This is a genomic window from Paraburkholderia sp. GAS32, from assembly GCF_050434225.1.
Taxonomy (GTDB): domain Bacteria; phylum Pseudomonadota; class Gammaproteobacteria; order Burkholderiales; family Burkholderiaceae; genus Paraburkholderia; species Paraburkholderia madseniana.
Genome location: NZ_JBNPVS010000028.1, coordinates 25497 through 45785, shown reverse-complemented (window position 1 = coordinate 45785; position 20289 = coordinate 25497). Strand labels below are relative to the sequence as shown.

Here is a 20289-nt window from a genome sequence, read left to right as displayed (position 1 = left end):
AACTTACCCTCATATATGTTTATCGGATGCTCAACGATCCCGCGCCTTCGACTCCCGGCTGCAGCAGATCCTCGACACCTAACCGACGGAAGTAGTCCCGCTGCAGTTCGGCGGTAACGTCATTGATGCGGCCGACATTTCGACCTTGCGGGTCGATATCGACTCGCCTCGGGCGCGTACCCGGAGTCATCGCGACGATGTCGCGAACAGCTTCGGCCACCTCTTCGACATCGTGACGCCGGTCCGGCAGATTTGTTCTGTCGAGACGTTCGGCCAGTTCTCCCGCAAGACCAGCAAGACGGTCGTACTGCGACACCACTTCCGCGTCGACCGGGCTCACCGCATTCTTGAAATGGTTAGTCCCGGAGGTGTAGGCACCGGGCTGGACGATGACGGTCTCGATACCGTACCGCGCCACCTCCAGCCCCATGACTTCCGCGAGCACATCGCCGGCAGCCTTGGAGGCCGCATAAGGGCCAGTGAACGGATCAGGAAGCCGGTTGATGCCGCTGCCGATATAAATCAGCAGGCCACGTCCGGCGCGACGCATCACGGGCAATGCCGCGCGGTTCACCCGCACCCAGCTGATCGCGTTGAGATCGATAATTTCCGCGATCTGCTCGGGTCGAAATGCTTCCGTCAATCCATGCATCATCATTGCGGCGTTATTCATCACCACGTCAATACGCCCTTCCCGCGCGAGAATCAGATCAACAGCGGCGCGCGCGCTCGCCTCGCTCCGAACATCGAGTTCAACCGGCCGCAACGCGATCTTTTGCTTGTCGGCAACGGCACGCAATTCCGCAACCCGTTCTTTTGAATGCCCGCCAAGGTCGCGCATCGACGCGTAGACGATGTGCCCAGCCCGTGCAAGCTCGAGAGCGATGACCTTGCCGAAGCCGGAGCCGGCGCCCGTAATCAGGATGGTCTGTTGACTCATGCGACGACGCCTCCGTTGACACGGATCGTCTGTCCGTTGATCCACGCCGCAGCGGGCGTGCCAAGGAAAGCGATCACATTGGCGATGTCGTCGGGCTCGCCCAATCGACCGAGCGGCGTCATGTCGCGAAAACCCTGCGTCCGTTCCGGCGTGTTCGCTCCGTGGAGCAGTTCGGTATCGGTCGGTCCGGGTGCCACTGCATTGACGCGAATTCCGCGCGCACCCAGTTCCTTCGACAGACTGCGCGTGAGTGCCTCTACCGCAGCCTTGCTCGCGCAATACGGACCGTATCCCGGCGGCGACATGCCGATCACGCTCGTAGAAAGATTGACGATGGCACCACCGTCGACAAGCCGGGTCGCGGCGAGGCGGCAGCCGTTGAGCGTGCCCCGCACGTTGATCGCAAACAACCGGTCGAACCATTCATCGTCGACCTCCGCGATACGCTTTGCAGACATGAGGCCGGCGTTGTTCACGAGCAATGCAACGGGGCCTGCCTTCGCCTCTGCCTCGTCAAACAGCCGGGCAAAGTCATCCGCCTTGCTGATATCGGCCCGGACGGTATGTGCGATGCCGCCGGCCACGGTGATGGAGGCGACAACGTTGTCTGCCTCCTCCTTATTCGAAACATAGTTGACGATCACAGTGAAGCCGCTTTCGGCCAATCGGCGCGCAATCGCTGCACCGATACCACGCGACGCCCCAGTGACGATCGCGACGTTAGATGGAACAGACATCGGCAAACTCTCCTTCGATGCTTTGACTATCCCGCGTGAGCCGCAGTGGCCACGCGTCAATGGGAATACCAACTACTCAAGAAGACTGAGCGATCAGCTTCGAATTGATTATGGGAGCGCATAGCCATATATCCAACAAATGATGTTTATTTGATATCATTCGTCGCATGGATATTGAAGGTTTCGACCTGAACCTGCTGGTCGCTTTCGACGCGTTGATGGCCGAGCGGCATGTCACTCGTGCGGCAGCACGTATAGGGATCAGCCAGCCGGCTATGAGCGCGGCCCTCGCCCGATTGCGAAGCGCAACCGGGGATCAGCTATTTGTGCGCAGCTCGCATGGGCTTGCTCCCACGCCGCGAGCGAGCGATCTGGCGCTTCCGCTTAGACAGGCGCTGGAAACTGTCCGTACCGCGCTTCAGTTGGAGCCGGCTTTCGATCAGGCGACCAGCAATCACGTGTTCACACTTGCGCTCGCGGATCACCCCGCTTACCTTCTTTTGCCCCAGCTCGCCGCCAGGCTGTCCGTCGACGCCCCGGGCATCGACTTGCGGGCACGCTCCTTCGTCGATCGACGGGACGCTATCGCACTTCTCGATAGCGGGGACGTCGACCTCGCTATCGGAGTAGCGCCAGGCAACGAGACGAGGATTCTTCACCACCCGCTGTTCGAGGAGCCGTTCGTCGGCATCGCACGGGCGGGATCGCCTGCTTCATCGTCGTTCGATACCGTCGATGATTTTGTCGCAGCCACTCACGTCCTTGTTTCTCCGGAGGCCGACGACAAAGGCGTCGTTGACATTGTCCTCGCGGAGATCGGTCGCGCCCGGCGCATCGGTGTTTCAGTTGCGCACCCGTACATCGCCCCGATCGTGGTCGCGGAAACCGGCTACATCGCGACAGTGATGTACGGAGTCGCAGCACATTGCAGCGTCTTGGAACGCCTCAGCATCCATCGGTTACCAATTCAGGTTGCCCCCGTGACCTTTCATCTTCTCTGGAATCGGCGGACAGATGCTCACCCGGCTCATCGGTGGCTGCGCAGCCTATTGATCGAACTGGCGAAGCCGATCCGCCAGACAGATGCCTGATAAATCCGCGGATATCTGATAAAAAATCGGACGAATGACCGGAACGTGTCGAAGTTCAGCCATATGTCGCAGTCGAACGAGCGTCGCTTTATGGCCGAACCCGGTACGACGCTCAATGGATAAGCGATGCGCCGGAGATTGCTGGCGTGCGGCTCAGCTCGACCCTGAGCGGACCTCTGAGATCGCTGTAAGCGGCCGTTCGATACGCTATCGTGCTGCGGCCTTATACTCCATCGGTCACGTAACCTGACCGCCCATATGAGCCCTGCATCACCCGACGACCTGCAAGCAGACTTTATGAAGCAGTTGCGATCTCGTTATGAGCAAAAATGCCCAAGCCCATTGCTATCGCCGCGTGACTTGGAACGCTGGACCGAGATTGCCGGCTCGACGAGGCGCGAGGCGTACGACGTGATGGCTCGACATTTGGCTGTCGGGTTTCATGAGGGCCGACTTCCCTTCTGGTTTTGTGACGCAGTCGCGATCGCTGTTATCGGTTTCGTGTACGACGACTTTACTACGCTGGGAGAAGACTCTTGGCCCGTGCTGTTTAACCAGGTATATCTAGCATTCGACGCGGGCGAAGTTGGTCCCCCCGGGGTAGATCCGATCGCTGTCCACACCCGCCCCATGATTGCGAAAATTGTTGATGATTTGGCCGGCAACGCCGGATGACCGCTTGTGGCCGACCAGCGACTGCGGCCATTGACACCGTTGAGTGTCGCGCGACAAGCGGGCGTTCAGGGCGTTTTCGTTTCCACGCGCTGCTTAACCGCGGCATTCATCGCCTGAAAGTTCCGCTGAGTTTCTTCGATCACTTCTTTCGTCAACCGCCCAACGAGCAATCCCGAAAAAGACTCCGTTTGCTCAAGATGGGTGCCGCCGGTTACTGCCGTGAGGTGAATGCAATGTGTGCCGTCGAAGACGCCCCGAATCCATACACTGCCACGCCAGCAAAGGTCTTGTTCCGGACGAACGACCAGAACAGTCGGCTTGAACACCATCGAATCCGGTCCAATGCCTAGCACAATGCGGATTGTCTCTCCCTCCCTGAAGTCGCTGTCAACACGAGTAATGAAGGGATTCCAATCGGGATACGCTGTGCTGTTAGATACGACGTTCCAGACATCGGCAGGCGGCCGATCGATGAGAATGTCAGCATGCACGCTGCTATCTTCGCATTGACACCGTTGAGTGTCGCGCGACAAGCGGGCGTTCAGGGCGTTTTCGTTTCCACGCGCTGCTTAACCGCGGCATTCATCGCCTGAAAGTTCCGCTGAGTTTCTTCGATCACTTCTTTCGTCAACCGCCCAACGAGCAATCCCGAAAAAGACTCCGTTTGCTCAAGATGGGTGCCGCCGGTTACTGCCGTGAGGTGAATGCAATGTGTGCCGTCGAAGACGCCCCGAATCCATACACTGCCACGCCAGCAAAGGTCTTGTTCCGGACGAACGACCAGAACAGTCGGCTTGAACACCATCGAATCCGGTCCAATGCCTAGCACAATGCGGATTGTCTCTCCCTCCCTGAAGTCGCTGTCAACACGAGTAATGAAGGGATTCCAATCGGGATACGCTGTGCTGTTAGATACGACGTTCCAGACATCGGCAGGCGGCCGATCGATGAGAATGTCAGCATGCACGCTGCTATCTTCGCGCAGGACAAAAAGGGTTCCAATCACGCCGACAACAATGACAGCGATGCCTTTCAGCAGCAATCCCCGCAAGCCCATATTCGCCCCGTAATCGGTTGCAATTGTACTGCTGCAGTTTTGAACTGCACAGATTGTTGACGCCCATTAGCGGGGCGGTGTCAAGTGTCTGAACCTGGCCGACCTCTGCCTCACGCGATCCGCATGTACAGCACGAGCCCGGCGGTCGGCACCGCGCGACCCCAAAAGCGGACAGTCTGGCGAGACCCGCTACAAACTTTTCAGAAGATTGTCGATTTTCGATCATCAGCTTCGTCGTCAGGTTATTCACACCCAAAGGATCTCCCATGAAATACCTCGGCTTGGCCTACTTCACCCCCGATAAATTCGCCGCGATGGCGCCAGACGACGTCAAGAAACTGGTGAGCCAATGCCCCGCATTGGACGACAAGATGCGGGCTACCGACAAGGTACTGATTTCCGCATCGCTTGGCGATCTGGACAACTGGAGGACGCTCCGCCCGCGCAGTGGCAAGACGCACGTCACCGATGGGCCCTATACCGAGTCGAAGGAAGTCGTGGGCGGCCTGTTCATCATCGAGGCGGATACCCATGACGAGGCGTTGCGCATCGCCTCCATGCACCCGGCGGCCACGCTGGGCGAAGAAGGTGGATGGGTCGTCGAGCTTATCCCCGTGGATTTCTACTGGTCCCGATGAGGGCTTGGACGCGTGTCTCAAATATGCGTTGGGGCTCTGTTCTCCTCAAACACCTTCACGGCTTGGTGAGTCATCGCGACGATGCTACTTCTGGGCCGAGCGGCGACGCCTGTGATCGACCCTCTCCGGCCGTTGGAGCTAGCGCGACGTGAACGGCGGCTTCCGAGGTCCAGCGGTCATTCGTGCACGCGTGCTGCCAGTGAAGTCATCGGCCATTTCGGTCCTTCGCGTCACGTCGAAAGCTGACGCTTCCAATGCCCGCTTTCGAGCATGAGTTTATCGCCTGCCGAGTCGCAAAACTATACGGCGAGGGTATTCGATGCGGCAGCCCCCTGACCGGGGCCCCAGCCGAAAATCGATAACTAGCTAGCGCGCGGTGGCAAGGCAAGGCGCGTAGAACAGGCGACCGCGTGCCACTTCCCGCAACGTCCACGACAGCACGATGCTCCAGAGTCCGCACAGCAGGATTGCGAACAGCACGGCGGCCACGGCGAACGCCTCGAACCCTGTCACCCGATACAGGCTCAGCGTCGCCGCGGTGTAGACACCGAGCGGGAACGTGAAGCCCCACCAGCCGAGGTTGAACGGCAAGCCTTCGCGGCGGTAGCGCAATGTGAAGAGGAGCGCGACCGCAAACCACCACACGCCCGCGCCCCACAGGATCAGCGAGCCGATCAGGCCGAAGTCGCGTGCCATGGCGGCAACGTTCGCGAGTGTAGTGCCGGCAAATGCGCTGGGCGCAGCCTGGCCCAGCGTAAGCAGTCCCAACGCGGCAGTGCCGATCGGGCCGAGAGTTAGCCAGCTGGATGGGCCCAGATCACGATGCGGTAGCTTGTGAATGACCAGCCGGAGGAAGACGACGGTCAGCACCGAGAAGGCGAGCGGCACCGAAATCGCCCACAGAAGATAGCCTGCGCCGACGACGAGCTGCGCGGTTCGTTCGACCAGGTGCGGGGCAAGCGCCGCGGCACTTGACGCCGCCACTTCGGGCGCCACAATCGGCAGCAGCAGCACGGCTGTAACGCGTTCGAAGGCATGGCTTTGCTCGGTGAACATCAGGTACGGCACTCCCACCGCGACAACGACTGCCAGCAGTGCGTCACAGCACCACAACGCATACGCGAGCGAGTAGGCACTTGCGCCGAAATGCGGTCCTGCGAACAGCACGATGCCGTTGATGATCGGCGCGAGACCCATTGGCAAGGTGCCCAGGAACATCGATTGAAGCGGGTGATGCAGCAGGGGTTTGATCGTTTCTGGATAGAAGATCCAGCGCGCAGCGAACATCGCCGTGAACACCGCATAGAGCACGATGTCCACGCACCACAACGAAACGGCGAGTGCATGCTGGCCCGGAAAGCTCAGGGGCAACGCGGCGAGCACGAGCGACACGATGCCGTTACCCATTGTCATCGCGAACCAGTTCGGCGTGAACTGGCGAATCTTGTCGGAGAAGTGTTGCAAGGACGTGGCCTCGTGTGCACCAATCTGGCTGGACATGGTCATCTCCACAGCGAAACGGAATGAACTGATTGTGCGGATTTGCTACCCATATTGAAAATACATCATTACTATGGAATCAATGCCTATTTGATATACAGAAGACGATGAACTTCACCCATCTCGCGGCGTTTTTTTCTGTTGCGGAGACCGGCAGCGTCACCGCCGCGTCGGAGCGACTTCACGTTAGCCAGCCGGCGCTTACGCGCGAGATCCGCGAACTGGAGGAACGAGTCGGCGTGCCGTTGTTCGACCGGCTCCCGCGCGGCATGCAGCCCACTGAGGCAGGCCGTCTGCTTGCCGAATACGCCGCGCAGATTTTCTCGCTGGCGGACGCAGCCGAAACCGCGATCGGCGAGTTCGCGGGTTTGACGCGCGGGCACCTTGGGCTCGCCTCAAGCCGCACGATTGGCGTTTATCTGCTGCCTCCCGTTCTGGACGAGTTCCGGCGGTTATATCCAGGCATCACGGTCGACCTCGCGGTGTCGAACACCGAACATGTCGAGGAGACGGTGCTGGCGCATGAACGGCAGCTTGGGCTGATCGAAGGACCATACGACGCATCGGCGTTCGATGCGGCCGTCATTGGTCGTGACGAACTGATTGCGGTCGCCGGCGCCAGCCACCCGCTGACGCGCAAGCGCCGCGTCAGCGCAGCGGAGGTCGGCAATGCCGAACTCGTGATGCGCGAACCCGGGTCCGGCACACGCATGGTGATCGAGGACGCGTATGCCCGGCACGGCTATGAGCTGTCGCCGAAGCTGTCGGTGGGCAGCGCGGAGGCGATCAAACGGATGCTGCGCCTTGGCAATGCGGTCGCTTGGGTGTCGCGCCAAACGGTCGCCGACGAACTCGCCACAGGCGTGCTAGTGCAGTTGCGGGTGCACGACCTGAAGATCGAGCGGGATCTGAACATGATCTGGCGTAAGGCGCGTGCGTTGAGCCCGAGCGCGCGCGCCTTTCGCACGCTCGCCGATCAGATGTTCGAACACATGATCGTCTAGCGGACGAGGGGGCGTCATCGTGGCGTCTCGCGTCGTCGTAACGGTCAATTGGCGCCCGTCGGCATGCTGCTAGCCGGATTGCGCCGCGGCCGCTTCCAGCGAACCGGGCGCCGATCCCGTTGACGTACGGGCGCGCACTCTGCGGGTAAGTCCAGCGTAGGTAAAGCTGGCTGCGAGCAAACCGAATCCTAGGCATCTGACGGGAAAACAGTCGAGCAACCAGCCGGCAATGAGGAACGACCACGAAGCTGCCGTCCACAACCAGGCTCGATAGCGGCGCGTTCGCCGCGCCGCGAGCAGGCTGATGCACACGGCGAGCGTCGAGGACAGCGCTGCAAGCGACGCCCAGATCGGATGAATGTTCGTTGCGACGAACCAGCTTGCGTTAACGAGGCCAGCGTAGGCGGTCCAGCAAAGCGCGCATTTCGGTGCGAAGATCTGCAAGCCGACGGCGGCGAGTCGTGCGGCTGTCCCGATACCAGGCCGCATGCGGATTGGCGGCATGCAAGCGTCGAGTCCTTGGGCAGGAACACACTCGCAGCCGCGCGTTCCCAGGTCCGATGCTTGTACGTCAGCTGGCCTGGTTGTCGACACCGGAGGGGCCCGCTTCATTCTTCTTCCCATTGATAACGCCAAGATAGTGAGCAAGCTGGTCGACCTGATCGAGAGGAATCGGTGCGCCGAAGCCGTTGCGCATCTTCATGATCTCGGTCTTCCACTCGGGAGTGGTCAGCGGTGGCTGGCGCAGCACCATTCCGGTCGAATGACACATCACGCAGTTGGCGTTCGCGATCTCTGCGCCTTCGCCGGGTGGAAAGAGTGTGTTGCCTGCCGGCAAAGAAACGTCGAGCGGGGCGAAATGCACCGGAGGCACGAGGGCGGCCTGCCGCTGCGCCTGTCCGGCGATCGATTCAGGCAGGTAGTGACTGCCGGTCAGCGCGGCAATGGCACCGACGGCGACAGGGGCGGCCCAGACCGCCGCGATACGAAGCAGCTTCAAGTTCATGGTTTTCGCCTCGTGTCAGACTACGTTGATATCGACGGATTCAATGACGTTGCGCATGAAGCCCGCGCCGTTCCAGTTCGGTCTATCCGGCTGCGCCTGTCCGGTCGAGTCGATCGCGCGGACCATCAGTGTGCGGCTGCCCGTTTGCGGGAAACTGACCGTCGTCTGCCACTGCCGAAAACTGTAGCGGCCGTAATCGCGGCCCATCGCGGTGTCGGTCCAGTTGCGGCCGCCATCGGACGAAAACTGCACCTTGGCGAGCGCGTTGAGACCGCCGAACGCAATGCCGCGTACGAGCATTGGCTGACCGCGTTGTACCGTGCCCGCAGAGCGCAGATTGGTGAAGAACGACCGGGGCAGCATTGTATTGATGGGCACCTGCTTGAAGTCCTTGTCGCCGGGATGCACGTTGGCAAAATGGTTATCGGGGACGAGGTAGGCCTTGGCAGTCCAGAAGTTGTCGTCGGGCTTGTCCAGCACCTCGATGTCGTGCAGCATCTTGACCCAATACGTTGCATACCAGCCGGGCACGACAAGCCGCAACGGATAGCCGTTGAGCAGCGGCAGCGGCTCTCCGTTCATCGCATAGGCGACCATCACTTCGCCGTCGAGCGCGTGGTCGATCGCGAGCGACTTCATGAATTTCGGCGTCTGCGGAATCACGCCGGTATCGAGGCCGTTCAAGCGCACCTGCACTGCGTTTGCGCCGACACCGGCATGCGTCAGCAAATCCTTCAGCCGCACGCCCGTCCACCGAGCGTTGCCCATCGCGCCGTTCGCCCATTGACCGCCTGGCACGCGGGGACTAAAAAAGCCGCGGGAATTCCCCGAGCATTGATTGACTGCGGCAATTTCGAAGCGCGGGAATTTTTTCACAAGATCGTTCAGCGTCAGGCTGACGGTCCCGTTCACGTGACCCCGGATGTCCAGCCTGAACGCGGCCGGATCCACGGACGTTGGAATGTTCGCAAGGTGCCACCGCACATAGAAGCGGTCGTTTGGCGTAAAGACTCCCTGGTCGAACACCTCGAACGGCGTTTCGATTAACGGCGGCCGCGTTCTTTGCAGTATGACGTTGGACTTCTGCGGAAACGCGGACGTAAGCGGGCGTGCACCATTTTCGAAGGGCAGCATGATGTTATTGCCTGGTGCTGCCCTCCCCGTTATGGGATTCGTCAATGCCGCGAGCCCCAGCGCACCGAGGCCACCGAGCAGCCTGCGGCGCTGCTGGAAGATGTCGCGTTCATCGTTCTTCATGGTCATCCTTCTGTCAGGTGTTGAACATCGGCGCAGGTGGCCGCTGCAGATCCGGATCCTGTGTGCTGCGGTGATGTGCGGTGTCCGTGTCGAACGTGTCAGCAGTAGCGCCGTCCCGGTTAATTGCGCCGGCAGCGAGGCGGGACGAATTGAGCGTCACCGAAAGTGAGCTCGCGATCATCAACGCGGCTGCCATTGCTGGCGACACGACTCCGGATAACGCGAGCGGCACGGCAAGCAAGTTGTAGATGGCTGCGGCAATGAGGTTCTGGCGCATCACGCGCGCCGTGCGCCGTGCGATCGCCAGCGCGGCATTGAGCTGCTCGATGCCGCCCTCGACCAGTACGATCGATGCGGCGGCCACCGACGACGCCGTCGCGTTGGCGACGGCGATGCCGAGATCGGCCGCCGCGAGCGCGGGCGCGTCGTTGAGACCGTCACCGATGAACGCGACCTTCGTTCCCGCTGCCTGCGCAGCGACGATGCGACGGGCCTTCTCTTCCGGCGACTGGCCCGCGTACACGGCGCCGGAGTCAATGCCGACAGCCTCGGCGACGCACAAGCCGACGGCCGGCTCGTCGCCGGTCAGCATTGCGAGCGCCGCGCCAGTCGTCCGCAACGTGGCCAGCGCGCGGCGTGCACCGGCACGCGGCGCGTCCGCGAAATGCAGCGTGCCGCGCCACCGCCCATCGCGCGCGACATGTACCGTCGTATGCGTGGCTGCCGTGTCCGGAACCGGTACGCCGAGCCCGGCGAGAAAGGACGCACTGCCGGCGAGAATGCGAGAGCCGTCCGCGCCGATCCATTCCACCCCCGCCCCGGGCGTTGCGCGGGACGTTCCCGTCGCGCCATCGACGGTTGCACGGCATGACGGCGGTACCAATGATTCGATAGCCTTTGCGAGCGGATGCTCGCTGCCGCGCTCGGCGATCGCCGCGTCGACGAACAGGTCGACGGTGCTCACGCTGTCGGCACATTGCGACTGGACGAGCCGGGGCGAGCCTTCGGTCAGTGTTCCGGTCTTGTCGAAGCAGAAGAGGTCGATGCGGCCGGCCTTCTCGATCGCCTCGACATCCCGGAACAGCACGCCCGCGCGCGCCGCTCGCCCCGCCCCAGCGGTAAGCGCGAGCGGAACGGCCATACCGAGCGCACAGGGGCAGGTAATGACGAGCACCGCCACGGCGCGTTCGAGCGCGGCGGCGATGGCAATACCCTCGGCTGCGTTCCACAGCAAGGCGAGCGTCGCGACCCCGCAGATGGCTGGCACGAGGTAGCGGGTGAACCGTTCGGCGAGTGCCTGGGTCGCCGTCTTGCGCGCGAGCATCTGCCGCACGCTATGCGCGATCAGATCCACGCGACGCTTGCCCCAGGCGCGCTCGACCAGCACCACCAGTTCGCCATCTCCATTGAGCGCACCAGCTTCCACCACGTCGCCGGGTTCGACCGTGATGAACGCCGTTTCGCCGGTCAGCAGCGAGCGATCCAGCGACGACACGCCTTGCGTGATGACGCCGTCGAGCGGAACGCGCTCGCCAGGGCACACCCGAACCGCGCTGCCGCGTTCCACCCGCTTGGCAAGGACTTGCGTTTCGGCGCCGGACGCATCGATCACGTGCGCGGTTTCAGGCGGTAATTCGAGCAGGCTGCGTACGGCGTCGGCCGATTGGCTTCGCACGGTCGTTTCGAGCAGCCTGCCGGCCAACAGGAAGACCACGATCATTGCGGCGGAATCGAAATAGACGGTCGACTCGCCCCGTATCAACTGCCATACCGAAAGCAGGCAGGACCCGCCGGCCCCGGTCGCGACGAGGACGTCCATGCCCGGCGCTCGAGCGCGCAGCGTGCGCCACGCCGCGCGGAAAAACGGCAGCGCACCGTAGCCGATCACCGGCATGGCGGCGAGCCCTGCAAACAACGCCAGCCCAAATCGTGCGGCCGGCGAAAGACTGCCCTCGGGCGCAACGTACAGCGCCCATTGCGCCGGCATTACCCACATCGAAAAGAACACGGCAACCACGAGCCGGGCCATCAGGTCATGGCGGATTTTCGCGAAATGCGCGCGCCGGTCGTGCCCCGCGCCTTCGGGGATGCACGCGTATCCGAGTTTGGCCGTGCGCTGCAGCAGGCGCTCAAGCGACGTCGCGAGCGGATCCCATTGCAGCGAGGCGGACTCAGCCGCGAAACTGACGCTCGCGGCGAGCACGCCGGGCTGGCGCCGCAGCATGGTTTCCAATGCGTTCGCGCAACTGGTGCACCACATGCCGCGCACATCCAGCAGCGCACTATCTGGAAGGTTGGATTGCATTTTACGTTTCGTCCGGCTCTACGGCTGCTTCGAGAGTTCGTCGCCGCCTGCCCACGGCGTCGTCCGAGTGCCCAGAGCGGTTCGCTCGCCCTTCACAAGGTCGGCTGTCAGTGCAGCCGACTTGTTGCCGAAGCTCGCGCGAACGTGCGTGGCCACCGCCGCGATTTCCGCGTCGGAAAGGGTCGTGCCAAAGGCGGGCATCGTGCCGTTGAAGGTTGCGCCGGCAACGTCGATCTTGCCGTTGATGCCCAGTAGCAGGATGCGCGAGACGGTCTTCGCGTCGCCGTTCACCCATGCAGAGCCGGCCAGTGGTGGAAACACGCCAGGCAGGCCGGCGCCGTTTGCCTGATGGCAGGACGCACAGCGGCTCGCGAAAATCTGCGCGCCGTCGGCCGCGGCGGGTGCTGCGGCGCTCGTCACGGCGTCGCGGCTGGTGTCTTTGGCGCTGGCGGGCGCGAGGTCCGGATTGAGCAGGAAATAGCTGACGCCCCAGACTGCTAGCGATGCGCCGACGAGCCCGAGAAGCCAGGGCACCGGATTCGCCTGTTCGATGGGTTCCGCATACTCCCGTGTCTGGATCGTGTCGTGCTGCGTGTCGTGTTTCATTTCGTCACTCCGGATTCAGTGGCGGGAACGGGATACGTATGATTGAGTGCAGTCAGGTAAGCGACGAGATCGAGCGCCTCCTGCGTGGCGACGACCTGGCCGCCGGCTGGCGTGAATTGCGGCGGCAGCGTCACGACCTTGTCGTTCGGTCCAGGATGCGCGACCACCTTGAAGAGGAACGGGTACGACGGCATCACGCTTCCAGGCGTCACACTGCGTGGCTGGTACAGGTGAGCGAGATGCCAGTCGACGCTAGGCTGCCGTGCGCCGATGTTGAACAGATCCGGGCCGGTGCGCGACACGCCCAGCAGGTGCGGGTAGTCGTACGCATAGTCGGCCGATACCGACGGGCGACCCCAGCCGCGCAATGCGTCCGGACCCAGGGTCGCCGCCCGCGGCTGCTGCGAGTGGCAATACACGCAACCCATGTTGACGTATGTGGCGCGGCCGCGCAGTTGTGCGATGGTGTACGGCTTTAGCTGTTCGGGCGGCGATTCGTCCTGCAACTCGCGATACGGCAATGCGACCAGCACGAGCGTGGCGATCGCCAGCATGATCAGCGCGCCGATGACGATGGTGAGAACCCGGTTCATGGTCAGACTCCTGTGGACGGCGCGCCGCCGATAAGCGCCTGGCCGGAGCGGATCGTCCCACGGTCGAGTAGCATCGCGAAGAAGTGCCATGCGAATACGAGGTGCCCGGCGGTCATCAGCACGCCACCGAACGTTCTGGCTCTCAGGTAAGGCGCGAGCACGTTGACGGAATCCATGAAGGGCCGCGTGGCATCAAGCATTGCGATGCCCTGCAGAACACCGCCGATGCTCAAAAACACGAAGTAGATCGCGAAGCCGATCACAGCCAGCCAGAAATGGAGGGAAATCAACTTCGGATAGGGCCACTCCCGCTCCAGTACGCGTGGCATCACGAAATAGATCGAACCGAACATGATCATCGAGTAAAAGCCGTACAGGCCGAGGTGCGCATGCGCGACCTTGTACTGTGTGAAGTGCACGAGGCGATTGAAGAACGGCACGGCTTCGAGCGAGCCTTGCAGCGAAACGAGTGTGTACAGCGCGGCGCCCAGTACGACGAAGCGCAGCGTGGGCGAATATCGCAGCGTCGCGAAGCGCCCGACCACCGTCATGTGCTGATTGACGCCGACCGCGAGGACGGGGATCAGCATCATCACGCTTTGCACGACCGAAACGCTTTGCAGCCACGCTGGCACGGGGCCGCCGAGCAGATGGTGAATGCCGGCCTGGCTATAGAACATCGCCAGCGCCCAGAAGCCGACCAGCGAGAGGTTGTACGAGTAGATAGGACGGCCGAGCACCTTCGCGATGAAGTAATAGGCCGAAGCAAGACCGAACGGCGTAAGCCACAAGCCAAGCACGTTGTGTGCGAACCACCAGTTGACGATCGCCTGCTCCACGCCGAAATGCACGTACGGCACTTTCGCGACGACATACAGGATCGGAAACCAGAGCAGGGCCGCAGCGATGTACCAGACCGAAACGTACAGGTGGTCCACATTGCGGCGGGATAGCGTCAAAAATAGCGGCACGGCTGACAGTGCGCCGCCTAGCGCCAGAAGAATGCCGATCTGCCACGGAATCTCGAGCCACTGCAGGCCGTCCGTCCAGCCCGCGAGTATCGCCACGACACCGGCCGCGACGCCGGCATTCCATAGACCGGCACCCGCGACGGCGTAGTGCTCGCCGACGAGACGGGTCTTCAGCAGCCGCGGCAGCATCCATAACGAGATGCCCAGTCCTGCCATCGATGCCCAGCCATAGATCACCATATTCAAGTGCGCGGTTCTGATGCGGCCGAACGTCAGCCAGGCCGATTGGACCAGAAAATCCGGCGACGTCAGCTTTTGCGAGGCGACCAGGCCGGCGAGCGAGCCGAGCACCAGCCACAGGATCGACGACGCGAGAAACGCGAACGCGGCGGTGCGGCTCGACCTGTCCTGCGCTTCGCGGGCCAGCAAATCAGGCCGCGTGTGCACGGCTCGTTGCGCGTCGCCGTGCGGCGTCGAAGCGTTGCCATTGCTTTCGGCCCTCTGCAGCGCGCTGCGTTGCGTCGACGAAATCGCGGGTTCTTCGACCGTGCCAAGTTCACCGGTTTCGAATATCACTTGTGCCGCCTCGGGGCCGGCCCGCATCAAACCCCGTGTCTGTGCCCATATGAACATGAAGAGCCCGAGCACGGAAATGAGAAACGACAGCGCGAGCAACGCGCCGAGTGTGAGCGTCATGGCTGTAAAGCCCCCATTTGTTCGAAGGAAATCGGTGGTGACATCGGTCACGCTTGTGCGACTCTGGGGAATCCCCGTGACTTATTTCGTCCACCACAATCGCCGTATGCAGACGGTTGTCGACCCCGGCACGTCGGCTGAAAAGCAGTATGGGACTCGCGCTCACATATGTAATATGCATTTTTGCGATGCGATTCATGCTTTATTGATATGCATCCGCGCCGCGGCGGCGCGTGTTCCGCTGGGCATGTCCCATGCACCCGTGGACCTGTCAAGTCGCGTTACCTGCCAAACAACCAGCAGACGTCACTGTGATGTTTTTTCGAAAACGCATCGGCGCTGGCGTTGCATGACTGCGATGGGTGCGGATGCAGGTATTGACAGAACAGCGCGGCATATCCGTTTGGTATCCGAAGCAACATCTTCACGCTCGGAAGCAGACCTTCGCAAGGCGAGGCGGGGGGCCGACGCGAACGGCCGTTATGGCCGACGACTTTCTGGATCGAGTCTGTACCCGAATGTCCGGTACCTGGGCGTAACCGACGCTCAAATGTCCGCGCGAAAGCGCGGCCCAAGGGCCGTAGATGGCCGGGCACTGCCTCATGCGAATCGCATAACCGCTTTGGGCTTGGACGGCGGTGGTCGGCAGCACGCGACCCAATGCCGTCCTTCGGGCGAGCGACATCTCAACGACCACCCCCCTTTGCGGACATCCGGCGCTCGGAGGACAATGCCCTTGCGAATCTCTTCCGAGGCTGCGCAACATGGCTAAATTTAAGCCTGATGGATGGCATACCGTCACGCCCCGAATCGTCGTACGGGATCCGGAAAACCTGATCACATTCATCAAAATGGTGTTTCAGGCACAGGGCGAATTCCGTCGCGGGCTGCCTGCCGAAATCATGATCGGCGATTCCGTCGTGATGGTTAGCGGCGGAGACGGCCTTCGCGATCCGATGCCGGCATTTCTGTATGTCTACGTTGAGGACGCCGATTCGACCTTCCAGCGAGCGATTGCGGCGAATGCGATCTCGCTGGAAGTTCCGACCGACATGCCATACGGCGACAGGCGAGCAATGGTAAGAGATCCGTGGGGAAACACATGGCAAATTGCCACACATCACCGCGACCTCTCGGCTGCCGAGATCCGGTCAAGGTTGGCCAAGGGCGGATAGGCCGATATTTGGAGAGCGGGCCAGGTGAAGAGAAATAAAGCGAAATGGGCGGATGCTGCGCGACTGACCCGCTGTAATATCAAACGGGCTTATCGCTGCAGTGGCTGGTATAGAAACTGATGCCATTGCCATCGGGATCATGCATCGAGAAATAGTGGTGGCCGTATAGCTCGCCATCCGCGATAGCTGACGGTGAATATCCTTTACCGATCAGGCCGACCCTGTAGGATTCCAGATCAGCTTTTGTACGCCCCGCGATCATCAGGTCTATTTTTTCGCTGCTGAAATCAGGCCTCTGGCCATTCTGACTGTTCAGCAAAGCGCCAGCTTGATCATCGCCCTTTTGGAACAGCAGCAAATGCGTGCCACCACGCATTTCAACGACCGCCATTCCGGGAAAGGTGCCGAATGCGCGCAGACCTAAACCGATATAAAAGCGATAGCTCGCCTCGACATCTTGCACTTTCATAACAAAGTGACCAAGGGTCACGACAGGCAACAGATCTTCCTTTTCATGTTCGTTCATAACGTACCCCCAAGGAGTTAGCTGAGAAACAATCTTGCGCCGCGAGCATCGCTGCGCTAATCTGACTGGCCAGTCGAAAATATTATCCGACTGGCCAGTCAGAAAAGCAAGGGGTTGTTGTGACGCGAAAAAAGGAAATCGACAAAGACAGGGTTTTAGATGCTGCCGAGGCCGTAATCCTCGAATCTGGCGGCCGAAATTTCACGCTCGATGCCGTCGCCGAGCGCGCGGGAATCAGCAAGGGCGGTCTCGTCTATAGCTTTGCAACTAAGGATGCATTGATACACGCGGCGCTAGAACGAGAAGTAGCCCGCTTTCAGGAGGCAGTGCGTCGGCGACTGGGCAGTGGACCGGCTGGGCCGGTCGAATTGGTCCTCGCGTATATCGAGGAAGCACTGGACGAGGACGACGCCACAACCCAAAAGGCGGCTTTTCTCGTAACCGCCTTGGTGCACGCCCCTGACATGCTGGAGCCGGTGCGACGCCATTACCGCGCTCTGCTCGATCCGCTTCGATCGGAATATGGCGAGCTTGCTGAAGTCCGTCACGCACTGCTGGCTGTTGAAGGTATTTTTCTGCTCCGAGGACTCGGGTTCGTAGAGGTTTCCCCCGACGAGCAAAAATCCGTCCTGCTCCACGCGCGCAATATCGTCCTTGCGGCGTTAGGTAGACCAGCATAGCGCCCGCTCCGAGAATCAGCGGGTCAACAATGAGCGCGGCGATCGCCCAATTCCGGCGGCCAGCTCTGATAGGACGGGACCGTTGGTGACTAAGGACAGATCCTTCGTCGTAGGGATATGCGTCACCTGATTTTCAACTCGCTTGTTATGCCCGTACATGCAAGCCGATCGCTATCGTCTTTGATTGTCTGGCGTACTTTCGGCATTGCTATTTTTTATCCCTGACCTAGCCGCCGTGCCCCCCACCATCGTGGTCGGGCAAGCGGGCTATGTCCTTGACATCGAAGCGAAGCGCACTCGGGAAGCCCGGCAGTGACATGCAGTGAAACCTTTGAGAATCGACGGCATGCGAACGATGCCACGGATGCCGACGCATCGGTTGCATCAATCCCCCGAGAGTTGTGCCTAATCCTGCAAACGGACACACAGGCGAATCTATCTGGGGCTACCATGGGAGGACTAGTACACGGTTTCGTTGCCCACCATGAGACTCCATGCCTTCAAGGAAATTTCCCAGCTGGTCGCCCGTCATGCAAAAGACGAAGGTGCCAACGCCACGGCTGTCGATAGCCTATTAATAGGGCGGCATACTTCCCGTTCGGCGTTGGTCCATTGTGCGCAATCCCCGACGTTCGCGATGGTGATACAGGGCAGAATGAGCATCGAACTCGGTGGACAGGTCCAACATTACGGTGTCGGCGACTACCTGTTTGTGTCGTTCGATGTTCCCGTGGCATTTCGGGTTATAGAGGCTAGCGCAGAACAGCCGTGTCTTGGACTAGGTATGGCGATTTCTCCGGAGCGTCTACACGAAGTGCTCGCGCGGGTGGACTTGCCGCCCCCCCCCACGGCAACCGAAGGTGCATGCAGTGTCATTGTCGCCCGTGCGAGCCTCGACTTGCTGGATGCGACGCTTCGCCTGTTACGCCTGCTGAATGCTCCTGGCGACATCGGGCCGATGGCACCCCTTATCGAGCAGGAGATCATTTACCGGCTTTTATCCGGGCCGCATGGCGGACGCCTGCTGCAACTGGCCGTAGCTGACAGTCCAGCCAACGGGATAGCCAAGGCGATCGCCTGGCTGCGCAAGCACTACGAGCAACCGCTGCGGATCACGGACCTTGCCGACCATGTCGGGATGAGCGAGTCCTCATTGCATCATCATTTCAAGGCAATCACCCGCCTTACGCCCATGCAGTACCAAAAGCAACTCCGACTTTACGAGGCACGTCGGCTAATACAGATCGAGCGTAGGAACATCGGCAGCGCCGGCTATGCGGTGGGCTATCAAAGCCGCTCGCAGTTCAGTCGCGAATACAGTCGGCTATACGGGGTATCGCCACAGCAGCACATGAATGGCAGCACTCATGCATGAACGGAGGTAGCTCTCACCGATCCCAACATGTCCGCGGGAGCTCCTTCAGGTTCGAGAACGGTCCTCCCAACAAGCTCGAGCCTTTTGCCGATCGCACAGATGCAGCGGGTTGAAGATCTTCCTACACGTCGTGATGGTGAGGCATGCGAACGAGGTCGATAGCCTCTCTCAATGTCGTAGCGCTTACATCATTTTTCTTCGTCACGATGCGGGGCAGCGCAAAGTAAGTGCGACGCACCGGATCACAATACTCTTCATGAGCCTGCTCACTTAGCCAGTCGAGCCGTTCGCTGTCCGCATTACTGGCATGCGCCTCAAATAGGTGCCTGCGAAGGAGTCCAATCTCGCTGGCCGCTTGCCGAAGGGTATCAGCCGCCTCACCCGTCATGGCTTCCGCCAGCTTTCTTAGCTGTTCAAGGTCGACAGGCATATCAGGCTAATTTCTACGCTTTCTGGCCAGGAGGCAAAACCGTTGTGTTTCGCATGAAAACGCCGCTCCGGTTCATCGTCATCCCGTTTCCGTCATGACCGCCCTTCGCAGACTGTCTTCGTGTCGGATGAAGCCATCCTCATCGGACAGTTCGTCGTGCGTTACGCCATCCTGACCGGCGCCCGCAAGGACGGCGGGTTGGTCCAGAAGGCGCCGCGCAGGCGATCGCTGCCAGGCTGTGCCGGCGGTTTGGCGGCGGTGACGCCGATGCTGCCGCGCGGCGAAATTTCGCGGCCGCTCGAGTTGAGACGCCTGATTATTTCGGCAAGCGTGCCATCCGCCTGCCACTCGTCAAAGCGGCGCCTGCATGTAGGCGGCGACGGGTAGCGGCCCGGCAGCCTGGACCAGCGTTCGCCGGTCGAGAGCACCCATAGCACCGCATTGAGAACTGCACGCGCTTCCGCGCGCGGCCGGCCGCGCCGCTCGCTCCGCGCGGGCTTCGCACAGAACAACGCTTCGACCAACTCCCACTCGTTGTCTCCTAAATCGTCTGCCAGCATCATATTTCACCTCAACAAAGCTAACTCCGGTGTGCCGACTCGCAGCGCGCCCTTCTCGTCCACAGTGCTTCGAGTTGCCTTGACGATAGTCCAGCGCGACCTCGAACACCCTCTTCGATCAAGCCCAGATACCCACTACGGCCTAACCATGCCGTGAGAAGACGATGCCACGGATGGCGACGCATCGGTTACATCAATCCGCCGAGAGCTGTGCCTGATCCTGCGAACGATGCACGAGCGGATCTATCCGCAATTGCCTTGAAATGATGATGCAATGAGGACTTACTCATCCCGACATCCGTTGATTTTTCTTTTGCAGGATCAGGTACAACTCTCGCACGATTGCGGTACCCGATACGCGGGCACCGTGCCATCTTTCGTAAACGGTTGCTTCGCACAAAACCGTTGAATGTGCGATCGTCGGCGACGAGGCTCGGTGGAAGAGAGCAAGCCACCAGATAGAGGCC

Annotated in this window: 22 protein-coding genes; 7 read left to right on the top strand and 15 right to left on the bottom strand. The window is 60.9% G+C overall.

The window, feature by feature from the left end; all coding sequences use genetic code 11:
• Positions 1–19: 19 nt before the first annotated feature.
• Both P3T25_RS29205 and P3T25_RS29200 read right to left on the bottom strand, forming a co-directional pair.
• Positions 20–940: an SDR family NAD(P)-dependent oxidoreductase gene (locus tag P3T25_RS29205; protein WP_429360299.1), complete on the bottom strand. Its 921-nt coding sequence runs from the start codon at positions 938–940 to the stop codon at positions 20–22.
• Positions 937–1677 carry a glucose 1-dehydrogenase gene (locus P3T25_RS29200; protein ID WP_429360297.1) on the bottom strand — a complete coding sequence of 247 codons (741 nt, stop codon included), beginning with the start codon at positions 1675–1677 and terminating at the stop codon, positions 937–939. Before P3T25_RS29200 ends, P3T25_RS29205 begins: the two co-directional genes overlap by 4 nt.
• Positions 1678–1844: 167 nt before the next feature.
• On the opposite strand from P3T25_RS29200, the gene P3T25_RS29195 reads away from it, so the two are divergent.
• Together P3T25_RS29195 and P3T25_RS29190 are read left to right on the top strand one after the other, a co-directional pair.
• Positions 1845–2768 carry a LysR family transcriptional regulator gene (locus P3T25_RS29195; RefSeq protein ID WP_429360295.1) on the top strand — a complete coding sequence of 308 codons (924 nt, stop codon included), beginning with the start codon at positions 1845–1847 and terminating at the stop codon, positions 2766–2768.
• Positions 2769–3065: 297 nt separating this feature from the next.
• Positions 3066–3443, top strand: coding sequence for a hypothetical protein (locus P3T25_RS29190; RefSeq protein ID WP_429360293.1), 378 nt, complete (start codon positions 3066–3068; stop codon positions 3441–3443).
• A gap of 65 nt (positions 3444–3508) precedes the next feature.
• Here P3T25_RS29190 and P3T25_RS29185 read toward each other — a convergent pair whose 3' ends face one another.
• Together P3T25_RS29185 and P3T25_RS29180 are read right to left on the bottom strand one after the other, a co-directional pair.
• Complete coding sequence (locus P3T25_RS29185; protein WP_429360291.1) at positions 3509–3934, bottom strand: SRPBCC family protein; 426 nt, start codon at positions 3932–3934, stop codon at positions 3509–3511.
• Between the two features lie 50 nt (positions 3935–3984).
• On the bottom strand, positions 3985–4500 hold the full coding sequence (locus tag P3T25_RS29180; protein ID WP_429360289.1) for an SRPBCC family protein: 516 nt from the start codon (positions 4498–4500) through the stop codon (positions 3985–3987).
• A gap of 266 nt (positions 4501–4766) precedes the next feature.
• Between P3T25_RS29180 and P3T25_RS29175 the strand changes: the two genes are divergently transcribed.
• On the top strand, positions 4767–5138 hold the full coding sequence (locus tag P3T25_RS29175) for a YciI family protein (protein WP_171929655.1): 372 nt from the start codon (positions 4767–4769) through the stop codon (positions 5136–5138).
• Positions 5139–5504: 366 nt separating this feature from the next.
• Here the strand turns inward: P3T25_RS29175 and P3T25_RS29170 are convergent, their stop codons facing one another.
• On the bottom strand, positions 5505–6638 hold the full coding sequence (locus P3T25_RS29170) for a TDT family transporter (protein ID WP_429360287.1): 1134 nt from the start codon (positions 6636–6638) through the stop codon (positions 5505–5507).
• Between the two features lie 107 nt (positions 6639–6745).
• Between P3T25_RS29170 and P3T25_RS29165 the strand changes: the two genes are divergently transcribed.
• Complete coding sequence (locus P3T25_RS29165) at positions 6746–7642, top strand: LysR family transcriptional regulator (protein WP_429360285.1); 897 nt, start codon at positions 6746–6748, stop codon at positions 7640–7642.
• Positions 7643–7711: 69 nt separating this feature from the next.
• Here the strand turns inward: P3T25_RS29165 and P3T25_RS29160 are convergent, their stop codons facing one another.
• The 7 genes from P3T25_RS29160 to P3T25_RS29130 all read right to left on the bottom strand — a co-directional run bounded on the left by P3T25_RS29160 (position 7712) and on the right by P3T25_RS29130 (position 15076).
• A complete protein-coding gene (locus tag P3T25_RS29160; RefSeq protein WP_429360283.1) occupies positions 7712–8146 on the bottom strand; it encodes a hypothetical protein in 435 nt (144 codons plus the stop codon).
• A gap of 67 nt (positions 8147–8213) precedes the next feature.
• On the bottom strand, positions 8214–8648 hold the full coding sequence (locus P3T25_RS29155) for a c-type cytochrome (RefSeq protein WP_154561181.1): 435 nt from the start codon (positions 8646–8648) through the stop codon (positions 8214–8216).
• A 15-nt stretch (positions 8649–8663) separates the two neighbouring features.
• Positions 8664–9905: a molybdopterin-dependent oxidoreductase gene (locus tag P3T25_RS29150; RefSeq protein ID WP_429360281.1), complete on the bottom strand. Its 1242-nt coding sequence runs from the start codon at positions 9903–9905 to the stop codon at positions 8664–8666.
• Positions 9906–9918: 13 nt separating this feature from the next.
• On the bottom strand, positions 9919–12210 hold the full coding sequence (locus tag P3T25_RS29145; protein ID WP_429360279.1) for a heavy metal translocating P-type ATPase: 2292 nt from the start codon (positions 12208–12210) through the stop codon (positions 9919–9921).
• Positions 12211–12228: 18 nt separating this feature from the next.
• A complete protein-coding gene (locus tag P3T25_RS29140; protein WP_095423608.1) occupies positions 12229–12816 on the bottom strand; it encodes a c-type cytochrome in 588 nt (195 codons plus the stop codon).
• Complete coding sequence (locus P3T25_RS29135) at positions 12813–13409, bottom strand: cbb3-type cytochrome c oxidase subunit II (protein WP_266259857.1); 597 nt, start codon at positions 13407–13409, stop codon at positions 12813–12815. Before P3T25_RS29135 ends, P3T25_RS29140 begins: the two co-directional genes overlap by 4 nt.
• A 2-nt stretch (positions 13410–13411) precedes the next feature.
• A complete protein-coding gene (locus P3T25_RS29130; RefSeq protein WP_429360276.1) occupies positions 13412–15076 on the bottom strand; it encodes a cbb3-type cytochrome c oxidase subunit I in 1665 nt (554 codons plus the stop codon).
• A gap of 764 nt (positions 15077–15840) precedes the next feature.
• Here P3T25_RS29130 and P3T25_RS29125 point away from each other — a divergent pair.
• On the top strand, positions 15841–16251 hold the full coding sequence (locus P3T25_RS29125) for a VOC family protein (RefSeq protein WP_429360274.1): 411 nt from the start codon (positions 15841–15843) through the stop codon (positions 16249–16251).
• A gap of 79 nt (positions 16252–16330) precedes the next feature.
• Here P3T25_RS29125 and P3T25_RS29120 read toward each other — a convergent pair whose 3' ends face one another.
• Complete coding sequence (locus P3T25_RS29120; protein ID WP_429360272.1) at positions 16331–16777, bottom strand: VOC family protein; 447 nt, start codon at positions 16775–16777, stop codon at positions 16331–16333.
• A gap of 119 nt (positions 16778–16896) precedes the next feature.
• Between P3T25_RS29120 and P3T25_RS29115 the strand changes: the two genes are divergently transcribed.
• Complete coding sequence (locus P3T25_RS29115; RefSeq protein WP_429360270.1) at positions 16897–17457, top strand: TetR/AcrR family transcriptional regulator; 561 nt, start codon at positions 16897–16899, stop codon at positions 17455–17457.
• 484 nt (positions 17458–17941) lie between these two features.
• Positions 17942–18832, top strand: coding sequence for an AraC family transcriptional regulator N-terminal domain-containing protein (locus tag P3T25_RS29110; RefSeq protein WP_429360268.1), 891 nt, complete (start codon positions 17942–17944; stop codon positions 18830–18832).
• Positions 18833–18953: 121 nt separating this feature from the next.
• Here P3T25_RS29110 and P3T25_RS29105 read toward each other — a convergent pair whose 3' ends face one another.
• On the bottom strand, positions 18954–19262 hold the full coding sequence (locus tag P3T25_RS29105) for a hypothetical protein (RefSeq protein ID WP_429360266.1): 309 nt from the start codon (positions 19260–19262) through the stop codon (positions 18954–18956).
• 161 nt (positions 19263–19423) lie between these two features.
• The gene (locus tag P3T25_RS29100; RefSeq protein ID WP_429360264.1) at positions 19424–19825 is read right to left on the bottom strand and encodes a transposase; all 402 of its coding nucleotides are present in this window, start codon (positions 19823–19825) and stop codon (positions 19424–19426) included.
• Between the last annotated feature and the right edge of the window lie 464 nt (positions 19826–20289).